The sequence below is a fragment of the Pseudoalteromonas sp. 3J6 genome (assembly GCF_903995135.1).
Lineage (GTDB): Bacteria > Pseudomonadota > Gammaproteobacteria > Enterobacterales > Alteromonadaceae > Pseudoalteromonas.
The window spans coordinates 2,525,202-2,539,624 of sequence record NZ_LR877185.1 but is presented as its reverse complement, the minus strand read 5'-3'; the positions used below and the strand labels follow the sequence as shown (position 1 = coordinate 2,539,624).

Annotated in this window: 12 protein-coding genes; 10 read left to right on the top strand and 2 right to left on the bottom strand. The window is 39.4% G+C overall.

Features of this window, described 5'->3' with window-relative positions:
* Positions 1-169: 169 nt before the first annotated feature.
* The 4 genes from P3J6_RS11415 to P3J6_RS11400 are packed head-to-tail and all read left to right on the top strand — an operon-like array spanning position 170 to position 3,080.
* Positions 170-1,534, top strand: coding sequence for a COG3014 family protein (locus P3J6_RS11415; protein ID WP_198523068.1), 1,365 nt, complete (start codon positions 170-172; stop codon positions 1,532-1,534).
* A gap of 8 nt (positions 1,535-1,542) precedes the next feature.
* A complete protein-coding gene (locus P3J6_RS11410; RefSeq protein WP_138604884.1) occupies positions 1,543-1,968 on the top strand; it encodes a YcfL family protein in 426 nt (141 codons plus the stop codon).
* An 11-nt stretch (positions 1,969-1,979) separates the two neighbouring features.
* The gene (gene lpoB / locus P3J6_RS11405; protein WP_010389748.1) at positions 1,980-2,597 is read left to right on the top strand and encodes a penicillin-binding protein activator LpoB; all 618 of its coding nucleotides are present in this window, start codon (positions 1,980-1,982) and stop codon (positions 2,595-2,597) included.
* 15 nt (positions 2,598-2,612) lie between these two features.
* Entirely contained in the window at positions 2,613-3,080 is a 468-nt protein-coding gene (locus P3J6_RS11400) for a glycine zipper 2TM domain-containing protein (protein WP_075169321.1), read from the top strand.
* An 80-nt stretch (positions 3,081-3,160) separates the two neighbouring features.
* Here the strand turns inward: P3J6_RS11400 and P3J6_RS11395 are convergent, their stop codons facing one another.
* A complete protein-coding gene (locus tag P3J6_RS11395; protein WP_198523067.1) occupies positions 3,161-3,607 on the bottom strand; it encodes a DUF4826 family protein in 447 nt (148 codons plus the stop codon).
* A 121-nt stretch (positions 3,608-3,728) separates the two neighbouring features.
* Positions 3,729-5,123 (bottom strand): M28 family peptidase, encoded by a 1,395-nt coding sequence (locus P3J6_RS11390; protein WP_198523066.1) that lies wholly within the window; start codon positions 5,121-5,123, stop codon positions 3,729-3,731.
* Between the two features lie 272 nt (positions 5,124-5,395).
* Between P3J6_RS11390 and P3J6_RS11385 the strand changes: the two genes are divergently transcribed.
* The 6 genes from P3J6_RS11385 (at position 5,396) to P3J6_RS11360 (ending at position 14,372) form a co-directional block, all read left to right on the top strand.
* A complete protein-coding gene (locus tag P3J6_RS11385; RefSeq protein WP_138604889.1) occupies positions 5,396-5,851 on the top strand; it encodes a phosphate-starvation-inducible PsiE family protein in 456 nt (151 codons plus the stop codon).
* 109 nt (positions 5,852-5,960) lie between these two features.
* Positions 5,961-7,808, top strand: coding sequence for an ABC transporter ATP-binding protein (locus tag P3J6_RS11380; RefSeq protein ID WP_198523065.1), 1,848 nt, complete (start codon positions 5,961-5,963; stop codon positions 7,806-7,808).
* Between the two features lie 204 nt (positions 7,809-8,012).
* The gene (locus P3J6_RS11375; protein WP_138604891.1) at positions 8,013-8,525 is read left to right on the top strand and encodes an outer membrane beta-barrel protein; all 513 of its coding nucleotides are present in this window, start codon (positions 8,013-8,015) and stop codon (positions 8,523-8,525) included.
* A 27-nt stretch (positions 8,526-8,552) separates the two neighbouring features.
* A complete protein-coding gene (locus tag P3J6_RS11370) occupies positions 8,553-9,824 on the top strand; it encodes an Ig-like domain-containing protein (protein ID WP_198523064.1) in 1,272 nt (423 codons plus the stop codon).
* 425 nt (positions 9,825-10,249) lie between these two features.
* Positions 10,250-11,152, top strand: coding sequence for an aromatic amino acid DMT transporter YddG (gene yddG / locus P3J6_RS11365; protein ID WP_198523063.1), 903 nt, complete (start codon positions 10,250-10,252; stop codon positions 11,150-11,152).
* A gap of 418 nt (positions 11,153-11,570) precedes the next feature.
* Positions 11,571-14,372, top strand: a complete 2,802-nt coding sequence (locus tag P3J6_RS11360) for a collagenase (protein ID WP_198523062.1) — start codon at positions 11,571-11,573, stop codon at positions 14,370-14,372.
* The last annotated feature ends 51 nt before the right edge of the window (positions 14,373-14,423 follow it).

The following is a 14,423-nucleotide window of genomic DNA, read 5'->3' as shown; positions in this document are numbered from 1 at the left end:
ATACCGTATTTATATACAGATTAAATTAGCGTCCATTGTTGTAAACGTTAATATGGTTATTTTTTAATAATAAAGCTTTAATGTTTATACACTACGCTTTTTTACAATCTTTCACACCTACATTTATAAGCCATGTGTTAACCTTATAAAATAGATAAAAGGAGTGCGTGTGCGTCACATTTTAATTTTCAGTTTTTGCTTTATTGTAAGTGGTTGCAGCACTATTGGCTTTAACGACTTGTTTAATGATTATGCCACAAACACCACTCCTGTTAGACAAGCTATTAGCAATAATAATATTGAAAATGCACGCGCCCTTATAAAAACCAATAGTAAAGCGCACAGTAATTATTTACTGAACCAATTAGAGCAAGGGCGCATTGCTGATTTAGCTAATAATCCAGATAGTGCGCAAACATATTTTGAAACTGTTTACCAACAGATGCAAGCAAAGCGCCAAGCAGCCAAAATACAAGTAAGTGCAGGGCTTGAACAAAGTAATGCGCTGTTAACTAACGATTCAGCAATAGGTTATATCCCACCTGCTTACGAAATGAGTATGTTGCATAGCTACAAAGCACTTAATTATGTTTATAAACGCGATATTGAGAGCGCGTTAGTTGAAATACGCCGTGCCAATAAAGTACAAGTTGATGCACTACTCGATAATCAAAGCGAGTTTAATAATGCCGTTGCTCAAGCACAGCAACACTACCCAGGCATGGATAATTTAACTCGCTCGGTAAAAAATGGCTTTCAAAATGCGTACACGTTTTACTTATCAGGGTTGTTATATGAAACGGCAAAGCAAGGCGATGATGCCTACATAGACTATAAAAAAGCGCTCGAAATACAACCTAGCAATCCGTATTTACAGCAAGATATATTGCGCCTTGCTAAGCAGCAAGGCTTTGCGGATGACTACAAACAATTTAAACGACAGTTTGGTGAAGTAAACACCATAGATAAAAATCAAGGCGAAGTAGTTATATTATTTGAACAAGGCCTTATACCAAAACAGCACGAGTTTAAATTGCGATTGCCCATTTATACTTCGCAGGGGGATGCCCGCTTTTATAGCCTAGCAATGCCAGTTTATATTAATAATGCCTACAGCAGTGCCGTTAATAATTTAAAAGTTGATGACCAAAATTTAGCATTAAGCCCTTTAGTACATTTAGAGGCACTCGCTGCTAAAACGTTAGAACAGCAAGTAGCTGGTCGTGTTTCAAGGCAAATATTACGCCTTGTCGCTAAAGAAAAAATGCGTGCAGAGCTTGCGCGCAGTGCCGGTGATGTGGGGAACATTTTGGCAAATTTGTATAATCTTGCATCTGAGCAAGCAGATACGCGTAGTTGGCTTACCCTGCCTAATCAGATCAGCCTTGCCCGCAGCGCATTAAAAGCAGGCGAGCATACTTTAAACGTTGGCTCGCAACCGCCAATAAATTTTACCGTTAGTAAGCAAGGGTTAACGTTAATCTACCTAACCTCTGTTAATAAATATTTTAACTCCCATGTAGTGCAACTTTAGGAGCCATCATGAAATACATACTTCCCGTTATTGCGTTATTTATGCTTAGCGCATGTAGCAGCCGACCTGTAACCTCAGGTATTGGGGTTGAGCAAACTGCCAACGCTTACAAAGAGCAGCTCAACGTTAATAATCCGCAATTAGCTAAAAAGCTTTTAATTAGTGATGTAAAAACGCGTCAAACAAATAACCTTACCGACGTGGTAGTTACTTTAGCGAGTACCTATAAAAAATCGCAATACTTACAGTATCAATTTAACTGGTTTGATAAAGATGGCTTTGTTATTAAAGGCAACCACTCACCGTGGCAAGCCCTAACATTATTTGGCTTTGCTAAAACTCAGCTTGCAGGACTAGCACCTAGCTCTAATGCCGTTACCTTCTCATTAGCTGTAAGAGAAGTTTCAACCGACGCACAAGAATTTAAAGATTAAAGGAAATCATGATGATCAATAAACAATTTAAATCACTGTCTAGTTATGCAATTTTAGGCTTAGCGGCACTGACACTTGCAGGCTGTGCCAACAAAGCTGTTGTCAGCTATGGTGATGCCCAAGCCGTAGAAACCACAGATATAAACTTTGGCTCTACTGACTTACAAAAAGTTGCCTCGCAAATGACCGACTCTCTGCTTAGTTCGCCTGTGGTTGGTACTATGACCGCCAATACACGCCCTGTGGTATTTGTAGAGCGTATTAAAAATAAAACCAGTGAACACATAGATACAGAATCAATCACCGACTCAATCTCTACTCAATTACTGCGTAGCGGCAAATTTAGATTTGTTGATATGACCCGTGTAGAGGCGGTTCGTGAGCAAATTACATTTCAAAACGAAGACGCCTTAGTCAACCCAAGTACTGCGGTGGCTTTTGGTAAGCAAATTGGTGCGCAATATATGCTGTACGGTAACCTATCAAGCATTGTTAAATCTAATGCAGATAAAGCCGATGTGTACTACAAATTTACAATGCGTTTAATGGATATGCAAAGCGGTCTTGTTGAATGGGCTGACGAAACTGAAATTCGTAAGACGCGTGAAAAATCAACGTTTGGTTGGTAATAACAGGAGCGAATTATGAAAACGCTTAGCTTAATTTTATGCGCTTTATTAGTAGTAAGTGCCCCAACGTTTGCCAAGTACGAACGAAATAAAGCCGTTCCTGTACAACAAGTACTATTTGGTAAAGTAAAGTCGGTGCGCACTATTACTGAGCAACAATTAGTACAAGACAAAAGTAACGGCTGGAAAACCTTTGGCGGTGCCTTACTAGGCGGTGTTATTGGTAACCAGTTTGGCGGCGGCAGTGGTCGTACTGTAGCGACTATTTTAGGATCGGTGATTGGTGGTAACGTTGCCCATAATCAGCAGCAAACACAGCGCTATGAAAATACACAGCTGGTTGAATTACTGATACAAGTAGAAAGTGGTGAGCAATTTATGGTGGTACAAGACAGCGATCCCGCTATGCGTTTTCATCAAGGGGATAATGTTCGCCTAATCTACTTAACCAATAACACAGTGCGAGTAGATAGCGCGTATTAAGCTTCTTGCAAGGCAATAGCTGAAAAAACCTAACTTAGATAACTAAGTTAGGTTTTTTTAAAGGGTAATTACGTTTATTTTTAAGCTGGTTCTTTTGCCCAAAGCTGCTCATTTTCATGCATTTCATATAAGCCGTGAGCACGATTTATAAGTAAGTTTGCAAAGTCGGCTTGGGTTTTATCACGCGGACCCGCTGTAATAATTTGGTCGGCCTTTAACTGCCACTGCAATGAAAAATAACGCATGGCATCACGTGCATCTTTTGCTGCAGACGCTTCAGCGTGATCGGTTGGTAAACGACCTGTGATCACCCAGTAACTCTTACCGTTTTGCGCTTTAAATTTCCAAAGCGCACATAAAGGCGCTAAAAAACGACTTTCTTTTTCAAGCAAGGTTTTAGGCATAATGCCTTTTTCAGCTAAATGTTGTTGTGCATTTTGAAAACACTCGCGCTGCCATTTAATTTCTTGTTGCTGAAGTTCAGCTTGCTGCTCTGGTGTTAATGGTTGTTGTTCTTGTTGCTGCATTTTAATAACCTTTTTACTTCTTTGTTTACACTTTAAGGGCATAACAAATAAGGCGCAAGCATAAATAGCGTGCTTAACACCTTATTCGCAGCTGTTTGCTGAATTTTCAAGCAAAGCACACTTACTTTATATTGTGATCAAACGAGCCTACAGCACCTGGGAATACCACTGGCGACTCAATACCCTGTTGATTCACGCTAGCAACTCCAAAATAGTAGTTATCAATAACCACATTTTTTAGGGTAAATTCACTGACATTATCAACCCATTGACTGTATTGCCATTGTGGTTCACTAGTATAGCGCCAGTATATACGATAGCCTGCTACATTTTTATCCTCTGTTGGCTGCCAAGTAAGAGTGGTACTGGCGCGTACAGCACCACTAATTCTCACTTCTTTTGGAGGCGCAGGAGCCCATGCCATTGACGCAAGACTAACCGCATTTAATGAAGTTAGCTTTGCGGCGTAATCAAAATCGACCCCATCAATGGTATCACCGTACACAACCCCATTTTCGGTGCGCAGGTCTTGATGTTGGCGGTCATAATGCTCGTTGGTTTCCATAATACGCACAGCCGCAAAGCCCGCATCATTAAACGGACGGTGATGCCCGCCTCGGGCAAAGCGGTCGAGCCTATATACCAGCATGGTATCTAAGTTTTCAATATATTTATCAGCAATGGTGTCTATGTAACGTGCTAAATTACGGCTCGCTGAGTCAACTTCGCCGCCGGTAAAACGACGAGTGCGGGCTTGTTCTTTAGTTTCAACGACGCGCGTGCCTTCAGAAAAAATGCGTGCAGTTGTGTTATCTGTTACGCCATTAATGCCGGTAATATTGCCAATCATGTCGTTATTTAAAACACCATGAACCTGCCAGTTATTTTTTTGTGCGTAAGCAGTTAAAATTTTACCACCAAATAAACCTTGCTCTTCACCTGAGAGTGCGGCGTATACCACTGAGCCATTAAACGTATATTGCGATAACACCCGTGCAGCTTCAATAACACCGGCCACCCCTGATGCATTATCGTTTGCTCCCGGTGAATCGCTAGTAAAGTCCATAACATCACTAACCCGCGAGTCTATATCTCCCGACATCATCACCATACGGTTAGGATCGGTATTACCGCGCTGAATCGCAATTATATTAACCACTTCTACAGGGTTAGGAATACGTTTTTCTCCCGAAATGGTTTGCTTTACTTCTAGTATTTCTAAACAGCCACCACACTGTGCAGAAATTGCTTCAAATTCTTTTTTTATCCAACGCCTTGCCGCGCCAATACCACGAGTATCCGATTTAGTTTCAGATAAAGTATGGCGAGTCCCAAAATCCACCAACGTTTGAATATCATCTCCAATACGCTGCGCTGAAATTTGCCCTGCAATATTATGCAATGATGCTTGTTGTGTGGTTTGTGCCGCCACACTATAAAATGATGCGCTACAAACAGATGCAACCGCACTATATTTAATAAGCCGAGTAACTAACTTTAAAGGTGAAATTGACATAGCAGTTTAATCCTCATTGTTGATGTTTTTAAAATGACAGCTCTGTAGTTATACAGCAATGCTTTTGAGATAGACGTTAAAAACCTCAGGTTAAATTACATTTAATTAACATTAGCTAGCTTGCTCGGCTTAGTTCATTTGCAACTAATAAGTACGCTAGTTTAATAAAAATAATCACTTATGCTGATTTGTACGTATACTAAAGAGAGAAACACGATTAATCAGCTATCATTTTATATACCCTGTTTAAAATAATAAGGTGCTGTAAAAATATGAAGAAACACGAAGAATTACCTGAGGATCATGTTGATCCCCTTATGCAGTATTTACATCATGCGATTCGCTTTGCTATTAAAATATTAGCGGTACTCATGGTGTTGGTTATTTTTTGGAGTATTGCTGATGTAGTATATGTTTTATATATGCGGTTGAGCTCTCCCCCTTACTTTTTATTAAACATTGAAGACATTCTGCAAACCTTTGGTGCTTTTATGGTGGTGCTTATAGCAGTAGAAATATTTACCAACATTCGTTTATATTTAGGTTCAAGCTCACTGCCGGTTGAACTGGTTATTGCCACCGCACTAATGGCTGTGGCACGTAAAATTATTGTTTTAGATTTAAAATTAGTGACCTCAGAGCAAATTGTTGGCCTTGCATTGGTAACAATAGCCTTAGGTATATCTTACTGGCTGGTAAAAAATAAAACCGGTCACACAAAACTTTAAAGCGTTAACTCAACTTAAGATAACACTTAAACATCTCATTCCCACTGCGCCTTTGTATTTTACAATGGTATAGTGGGACATCTCTATAAATACTTAATAAGCTTCTAATATGTATCGATTATTTGAACGGATGACTAAACCGTTTCCGGAGCGTTCTCCATCTCAGCCTCCTAATACCTTATTTGCCTTTTGCCGCCATTACACCAAAGGCATGGAACTGTCGTTAGTGCTTATGTCGCTCAGTGCCGCATTATTAGCTATTTTAGAAGTGTCTTTATTTAGTTACATGGGGCAACTGGTTGACTGGCTCGGTGAGTACACCCCTGAAGAGCTGTTTTCACAGCAACAATCCGAATTAATAAAGATGGGGTTAATGCTCTTGGTCGTGATGCCCATGATAGTCTTTTTCAGGTCGGCTATTTTACATCAAGCACTGTTGGGTAACTATCCGATGTCGATACGTTGGTTAGCGCACCGTTATTTATTACGCCAAAGTGTTAGCTTTTATCAAAATGAGTTTGCCGGAAGAATAGCCACTAAAGTACTGCAAACCTCATTGGCAGTGCGTGAGTCAGTCACTAAGTTACTTGATGTATTGATGTACATTGCCGTTTATTTTGGCTCAATGGTGTTTTTAGTAGCCGCCTCAGATTGGCGCTTGATGCTGCCGTTATTAGTGTGGTTAGCATTATATATTTGCGTGCAAATTTACTTTGTACCACGGTTAAAAAGCATTGCAAGCTCACAAGCTGACGCACGCTCAGAAATGACCGGCCGTATTGTTGATAGCTACACCAATATTTCAACCATTAAGCTGTTTTCTTATACCCAACGCGAAGAGCAATATGCTAAACAAAGCATGGATGTATTTTTACAGCCTGTATATAAACAAATGCGTTTGGTAACCAGCCTTAATGTGGTTATTCAAAGCTTGAACTATTTACTGGTATTTTCGGTGGCAGCGGTGTCTTTGTATTTATGGTCGTTAAGTGCCATTAGTGCGGGGGCTATTGCAGTAGCATTGAGTTTGTCGTTAAGGCTTAATGGCATGGCCCAATGGATCATGTGGGAAATTAGCAGCTTATTTGAAAACATTGGTACCGTAGCCGATGGCATGCGCACCCTTTCAAACCCGATTGCGGTTGATGACAAGCCAAAAGCCGATAGCTTAAAAGTAACTCAAGGGGCAATCGACTTTAACAATGTACACTTTAATTATGGTAAAGCCGCTAATGAAAATAACCGAGGTCCAGTAATTAACGGTTTAAACTTAAATATTAAACCGGGCGAAAAAATTGGCTTAGTGGGTCGCTCTGGCGCGGGTAAATCCACATTAGTTAACTTGTTGCTACGTTTTTACGATACAGACAGGGGTAGCATTAGTATTGACGGTCAAAATATAACCGATGTTAGCCAAGAAAGTCTGCGCCGTTATATTGCTATGGTTACCCAAGATACATCCCTACTACATCGCTCAGTAAAAGATAACATTTTATACGGCAGGCCCGATGCCACAGAAGCCGAAATGCTCGATGCGACCAAACAAGCCAAAGCGCTCGATTTTATAACCGATTTAGAAGACAGCAAAGGCAATAAAGGCTTTGATGCACAAGTGGGCGAACGAGGGGTAACCCTCTCGGGCGGGCAACGCCAGCGGATTGCTATTGCTCGGGTGTTACTCAAAAACGCGCCTATTCTTATACTTGATGAAGCTACCAGCGCTTTAGACTCAGAGGTAGAAGCGGCTATTCAAGCCAGCTTAGATGATTTAATGACAGGTAAAACAGTCATTGCTATTGCACACCGATTATCAACCATTGCACAAATGGACAGGCTTATTGTGCTTGATGAAGGTGGCGTTGTAGAGCAAGGCAGTCACGATGAGTTAATTGCCCAAGGCGGCATTTACGCTGCACTGTGGGCACATCAAACTGGCGGCTTTATTGGTATTGAATAAATACCAGTGTGTAAGGTACTACTTTCGATACCTTACACACCTAATTAAATTCTTATCTTGATAACATTTTGAATAATTATAATGTATTCGAAAAAGTATAATTAACCGCTAATTATATATTAAGTAAACTGCTCAGCTTGATTAATGCAAGGCGATTTAATACTATTTGTACCCAAAATACCGATGGACTATAAGTTAAGATTTATGGAAAAAGTTCTTACTCTACTTTTACTTAGCGCATCATTCAGTAGTTTTGCAGATACCCCTTATATTGGTGTTGACTACATGATGAGTGATATCGAAATAAGTAATGAAAACGCGACCCCTAAAGGTGCATTGATACGTGCTGGTATTAGTAACAATAACATGGCTTTTGAAGCGCATTACCTAGCATCAAACACAAGTGATAATATTTATAATACAGAGTTAAATTTAGACAAAAGCTTAGCCCTATATTTTGTTATGCAATCTGATGTAGTCAATGGCTTTGGTCTGGACGTTTCATTGGGTTATGCAAAAAATCAAGTTGTTGTGTCTAATCCTTCCACATCAATAAATGGTGATTATAAATATGATGGTTTTTCTTGGGGAGTCGCAATGCACCAGCAAATTCCTTATTTAGAAAACACTCAAATAAGACTTGGTTATCAATCCCTTTTCAAAGGTGATGATATTGAAATAACCGGTTATACCTTAGGCTTTGTTTATCACTTTTAGTTATGTATGAAAGGACGCAATAGAAATATGATTAATACACACAGTTTTTTTAAATTATCTGTAACCGCATTATTTATTATCAGCGTTACGGGTTGCGGTTCTGAAAGTGATACAACGGATCTTGCAAAAGCAATACAGTTAGACAAACTTCGTTCTGAAGGCACCATTATAGAATCTGTTAAGATAGTTGGAGATCAACAACGCTTAAAGCCAGGTGAGACATTACAATTAAGTGCTACGGGTATAGATAGTAATGGTGACACGCGCGACATTACTAGTGAGTTAACCTGGGAGTCTAACGATCCGACTATTGCAACTGTAAATAGCAATGGTGTTGTAAATGCGGTTTCGAGTACTACAGCAAACCAAGGGGCTGTATCTATCACAGGAACTACCATCAATGATATCTCAGGTGAAGGTGAGGTTTCAGTAAGTGATGTCGCAGTCACTGAAATTAACTTAAAAACAGCCGCTTCTAACATTGATTACATTAATACATGTATACCTGCGCAATTATCAGCCGATCTTACCTATGCTGATGGATATACATCTTTAAATACCATTAGAGGTTTAAGTTTTGCTGTTGATAACGGCAGTACTGCAACAATCAACTCTGACGGCTTATTGTTTACATCCGCTCCTGATGTTGAAGATACAACTATTACAGCTAAAATAGACAATGTTCTTGGTAAGCTGACAGTGAAAGCAGATCCTAAAAATTTAGAGTCTATCGATATTTTAGTTAATGATGAGCCAACTGAAGAGATCAATCTTAATATTGGCGATCGTATTCAAGTTAGTGCAATTGCCTCTTTGGTAGCTCAAGAAGCTAAGACTATTAATGACACTATTACTTGGTCGCAAGTAGGAACCCGTTATATTGGTATAACAGATGAAGGCGAAAACAAAGGAACGCTTGTTGCGCTCAAATCTGGTGAAACTCAATTAATTGGCAGCTGTGGCAACAAACAGAAAATTATTACAGTAACAGTCGATGGTTCTGATGATTTAAATGATCTTCAAATAAATGATGGCAGTTCAGTATTAACTATGACCCCTCTTGGTTCAATTAATCTCACACTGACGGCTAATGGCAGTGATGAAACTTCAAGTGTGAATGTAACTGAATTTGCTGATTGGAGCATTAATGGAAGCAGTTTGGTAACTACAAAATTAATTAGCGCAGGTACAGAGAATGCGGTTTATAGATTAACCAGTAAAACGAATAGCGCTGGTAGTTTTATTGTTTCAGCGACCTACGATAATCAAGTAAGCAGCGTTCAGGTAAATATTGAATAAATAACCCTTCTATATTTGTGGATGCTATTTAAATTATTTAACTAGGGTCTGTTGGTCTTTTAAGGTTAGATTTGTAGTAATCTGTTTGGCATTTAGGCAATAACGCTGCATCAATGCCAAACAGGCGCTGCCCATCGAGCTCTTCCCTAGGGTGGATTTACTCTTTGTTGCCCACTGAATGTAGGTAAGGAGCGTTAGCAGGACGCGAAAACTTTGCTCGGACTTACTTATTCTTACATGGATGTAAGCCAGTAGAATAACGCATGAGCAGTTATCAACTGCTCACGAGGTTACAAACCTCGCGCCACGATTAAAAAGACCCTACATGCTGCTACTACCTATCAGACTAAAAGTTAGTAAAACTAATGCCCTACCCCTTGATATATATTAAAGTGTTACTTTTGTTTTTCATTAAGTAGCTCTCCATGTCTTTTTTAATTAAACATAAATACACCCTCTATGGGGTGCTCGCTATTTTACTTTGGAGCAGTTTAACTGCTTTTGTTCGTGATTTATCGGAGTTATTTAGCCCAATTGGCGGTGCTGCTTTGATTTATAGCGTCAGTGCGATTTTTTTAATGCTTGTCATGGGTGTACCAAAGCTAAATAATTATCCAAAGCGCTATTTACTCTTTGGTGGCAGCTTATTTGTGATTTACGAAATGTGTTTGGCTTTATCGCTTGGCTTTGCAAATAGTCGCCAGCAAGCGTTGGAAATGGCGATTATTAACTACCTTTGGCCAGCGTTAACCATTTTATTATCGATTATTGTTAACCGCATTAAAGTAAGCGCATTAGTCTACCCGAGCATACTGATTGCGTTTTTAGGCGTTGCATGGTGCATTGCAGGTGATAGTGGTTTATCTGTGGAAGTATTAACCGATAATATAAGTGACAACCCATTGCCCTACTCTATGGCGTTTGCAGCGGCGTTTATTTGGGCTGTGTATTGCAGTGTAACGGTTAAACTTAGCGAGGGTAAAAATGCCATTAGTGTATTTTTTGCAGTCACGGCAATCTCTTTATGGATAAGTTACGGACTGAGTAATGAACCCAGCTTTGAGTTTAGCCTATATTCTAGCTTGACCTTAGTATTAGCAGGTATTGTTATTGGTGGAGGTTACGCACTATGGAACCAAGCAATCATTGGCGGTAACCTAGTGTTGTTAGGCACCCTGTCTTACTTTATTCCTGTGTTATCAACACTATTTGCCTCTATTTACTTATCAATATCGCTCACCAGCGTATTCTGGCAAGGCGTTGTGTTAGTTACATTAGGCTCATTAATGTGTTTTATTGTGACCCGAAAAATCAAGCTAACTCAATAAACCAAGGAATAATTGCGCGGACCGAATTCCCCTCAGACGCGCATCGTATTTTAAAGCGATATTATGAATTCACTATCAGATTCGCTTTAAATAAAACGCCATTAAAGAATATTAATTTAGTCATCTCTTCAAATAACTTTATATAAATCAACAAAACTCACCCGTTTAATAAGCCCTTGCTCACTAAAGACAATAGATACTGAGTTAAAAATATTATGAGTCTACTTATATATTTAAGTCTACAAGTGCTTCGCATCTAATGCGACTTCATTGCCTCCAAAGCTTAACACCTAACAAACTAAAGCATTAATTTTAAAACTAAAAGTAAAACTTATTGATTGCATGGGGAGAAAAATGATACAACCCTGTACCTCAATTGTGTACTACAGGTTGAGATAATCATTATCAAAGGAAAGTTATGAAAATATATAAATTTATTTTGGCCTTACCGCTATTAGGTATCACCGGCTTTGCAACTGCACATTCCCAGCAAGAACGAACGTTTAAACCGCAGCCTGCTATTGTAGAGCGCGTCATGCATCACGGCGTAAACCAATACAGTAATAGCAAGGCACCTGTGGCACAATCACAACAAAAGCCGCAACAGCTACCTCAACAAACGCCAATACAGCAACATATTACAACGAAGAGAATGTTAAGTCAGGTAATGGCCGTTAGTTGTGACTTGAATGCCCTTGCTGTTGCAAATCCCATGACGGTTATTGACGAAGTAAAGCGCCAAGGTACACGGTGTATCAACGAGTTATTCGCTGCAACCGATCTTCAACCACAGATTTTTACCACCGATAATATGATTGCTGTAGCCAATCATGCTAACTCACTTTCACAAAGTTACACTGGTGGTGGCAATGAGCAGATCGAAGCTTTATTTTTATATTTGCGAACCGGCTTTTATGCAGAGTTTTATAATGACTCTATCGACTTTCCTGCATTGGTAACACCTAGCGTTGCAGATGCCATCGATGCCTTTGTAAACAATCAACATTTTTATGATAACAACGATGACCATGGTAAAACACTGTCAGAGGTCATTATTACAATGGATAGTGCTGAACAACAACATCGTTATCTTGAAGTTGTTAAGCAATGGCTAACGCGTTTTGATAAAAGTTATGCGAGCAGTTGGAATATGCGTAATGCAGTTAATGGAATTTTTACGTTGCTATATCGCGGGCAGTGGAATGAAGAATTTGTAACGTTAATAGCAAACGATAAAGCTTTAGCAATAAAATTAAGTGAATTTACGCAAAAACAATGGTTAATTGGATCTGACGGAGAGTTTTTAATAGTAAATGCAGCAAGTGAGCTTGCGCGGCTTAAAAAATATTCTAAAGCAAGTATTCAACCTGATGTAGACGCAGGCTTAACTAATATTTTTAATACCTATCAAAGTTATGGCTATGGTGATGCCGTGTGGCTTGGCGCTGCTGACATTGTAAATTATTACACTGATTGCAGTAAGTTTGGTGTTTGTAATTTTGTAGATACACTCACTCAACAAGTACTTTCCCAGCAATATAATTGTAGCAACACCATAAAAATCCGTTCACAGGCGATGACAGCAGCTCAACACGCTGCAGCATGTGATGCAATGCAGGCTGAAGAAGGGTTATTTCATACTAAATTAGCCACAGAAAATATGCCTGTCGCGAATGATTATAACCGTTTTTTATACGTAAATATTTTTGATAGTAGTCACGACTATAGCAAGTATGCCAAAGCAATTTTTGGTATTAATACTAATAATGGCGGAATGTATTTAGAGGGCGATCCTTCTGATACTGATAACGAAGCCAACTTTGTAGCTTATGAAGCAAGCTATGCAAAAGCGGATCATTTTGTATGGAATTTAGAGCACGAATATGTTCATTACTTAGACGGTCGTTTTAACTTATATGGTAACTTCAACTCTCCAACCGAAGACATTGTATGGTGGTCTGAGGGGGTCGCAGAATACATCGCGAATCAAAATGATAATGAAGCGGCAATAAATACCATTAAAAATGGACAGCGCTTTACCCTGCAGCAAATATTTGCCACTAACTACGATGGTTTTGATCAAGATAGAATTTATCGTTGGGGCTATTTAGGGGTACGCTTTATGTTTGAGCGCTACAAACAACAACTCAACGCTATGCTCACAGATACACGTCAAGGAAATTGGCGTGCGTACAAAAATAAAACCCAACATTGGGCTAATAACTATGAAAATGAATTTGTGCAATGGTGCGATCAGCTTGTATATGGTTCGCCGTTAAATATTGCACCGAGTGCCAATATAAATGGTCCATATTCAGGCCTAGAAAATACCCCTATTACGTTCTCAAGTGTTGGTAGTACCGATAGCGACGGAAATATCGTAAGTTATACTTGGCTCTTTGGCGACGGTATTAGCAGCACAGATGCCAATCCAATACATACTTACACACAGTCAGGTCAATATACCGTATCATTAACCGTCACTGATAACGATGGCGACATTGATATGAAAACAATTATCGCAACCATAACTGAAAATACTCAAGGCAATAAACAAACGCTCATAAATGGTCAACCCCTTTTTATTTCTCAAAAGCAAAACACCCAGTTACAGTTTAATTTTGACGTCCCTTCTGGCGCTAGCGAATTAACATTTAGTCTAAATGATGGCTCAGGGGATGCTGATTTATACGTCAGTTATAACTCAGAGCCAACCTTATCTCGCTATGACTGTCGCCCATACCTTGAAGGAAATAACGAACAATGTATTTTCAATCCTGCCCACGTAGGAAACTATCATGTAATGGTAAACGGTTATAATAACTATGATAATGTAAAGCTCACTGCATCATATAAAGAAACGCGTAGTTCACTGCCTGATGCATGTGCAACGTCATCAGGGCAAAGTAAAGGCCGCCTTAAAAATGGTGAAGTCATATGTTTAAGTAACAGTGGTCCAATGTGGTTTGCCATTGCAGATGTAAATAGTCAGTCAGGTATTTCAATAACATCAGCAAATGGTAGCGGTAATATTGACTTAAGTTACTCGAATAGTACTTGGCCAAATGGTAGTAACGAGATTGCAAACTCTGCCAATAGTGCGAATAACGAGTGTATTTTCATTCGTGATCAGGAGCAGTTTTGGGGGTACCTAAAAGTCTCTGGAAACAGTGAGGGCGCAAGTCTAGTGGTTGACTTTAATAGTACTGGTTGCCGATAGTATAAATATTTTTTAAAGCGAAAAGCCGATTTGCTTTTCGCTTTAACCATT

What these genes read in the sequence shown, in the direction of transcription:
- P3J6_RS11370 (WP_198523064.1), top strand. Translation starts at nt 8,553, where the DNA reads ATGATTAATACACACAGTTTTTTTAAATTATCTGTAACCGCATTATTT.
- P3J6_RS11380 (WP_198523065.1), top strand. Translation starts at nt 5,961, where the DNA reads ATGTATCGATTATTTGAACGGATGACTAAACCGTTTCCGGAGCGTTCT.
- yddG (WP_198523063.1), top strand. Translation starts at nt 10,250, where the DNA reads ATGTCTTTTTTAATTAAACATAAATACACCCTCTATGGGGTGCTCGCT.
- P3J6_RS11410 (WP_138604884.1), top strand. Translation starts at nt 1,543, where the DNA reads ATGAAATACATACTTCCCGTTATTGCGTTATTTATGCTTAGCGCATGT.
- P3J6_RS11395 (WP_198523067.1), bottom strand. Translation starts at nt 3,607, where the DNA reads ATGCAGCAACAAGAACAACAACCATTAACACCAGAGCAGCAAGCTGAA.
- P3J6_RS11390 (WP_198523066.1), bottom strand. Translation starts at nt 5,123, where the DNA reads ATGTCAATTTCACCTTTAAAGTTAGTTACTCGGCTTATTAAATATAGT.
- P3J6_RS11385 (WP_138604889.1), top strand. Translation starts at nt 5,396, where the DNA reads ATGAAGAAACACGAAGAATTACCTGAGGATCATGTTGATCCCCTTATG.
- P3J6_RS11375 (WP_138604891.1), top strand. Translation starts at nt 8,013, where the DNA reads ATGGAAAAAGTTCTTACTCTACTTTTACTTAGCGCATCATTCAGTAGT.
- P3J6_RS11400 (WP_075169321.1), top strand. Translation starts at nt 2,613, where the DNA reads ATGAAAACGCTTAGCTTAATTTTATGCGCTTTATTAGTAGTAAGTGCC.
- lpoB (WP_010389748.1), top strand. Translation starts at nt 1,980, where the DNA reads ATGATCAATAAACAATTTAAATCACTGTCTAGTTATGCAATTTTAGGC.
- P3J6_RS11360 (WP_198523062.1), top strand. Translation starts at nt 11,571, where the DNA reads ATGAAAATATATAAATTTATTTTGGCCTTACCGCTATTAGGTATCACC.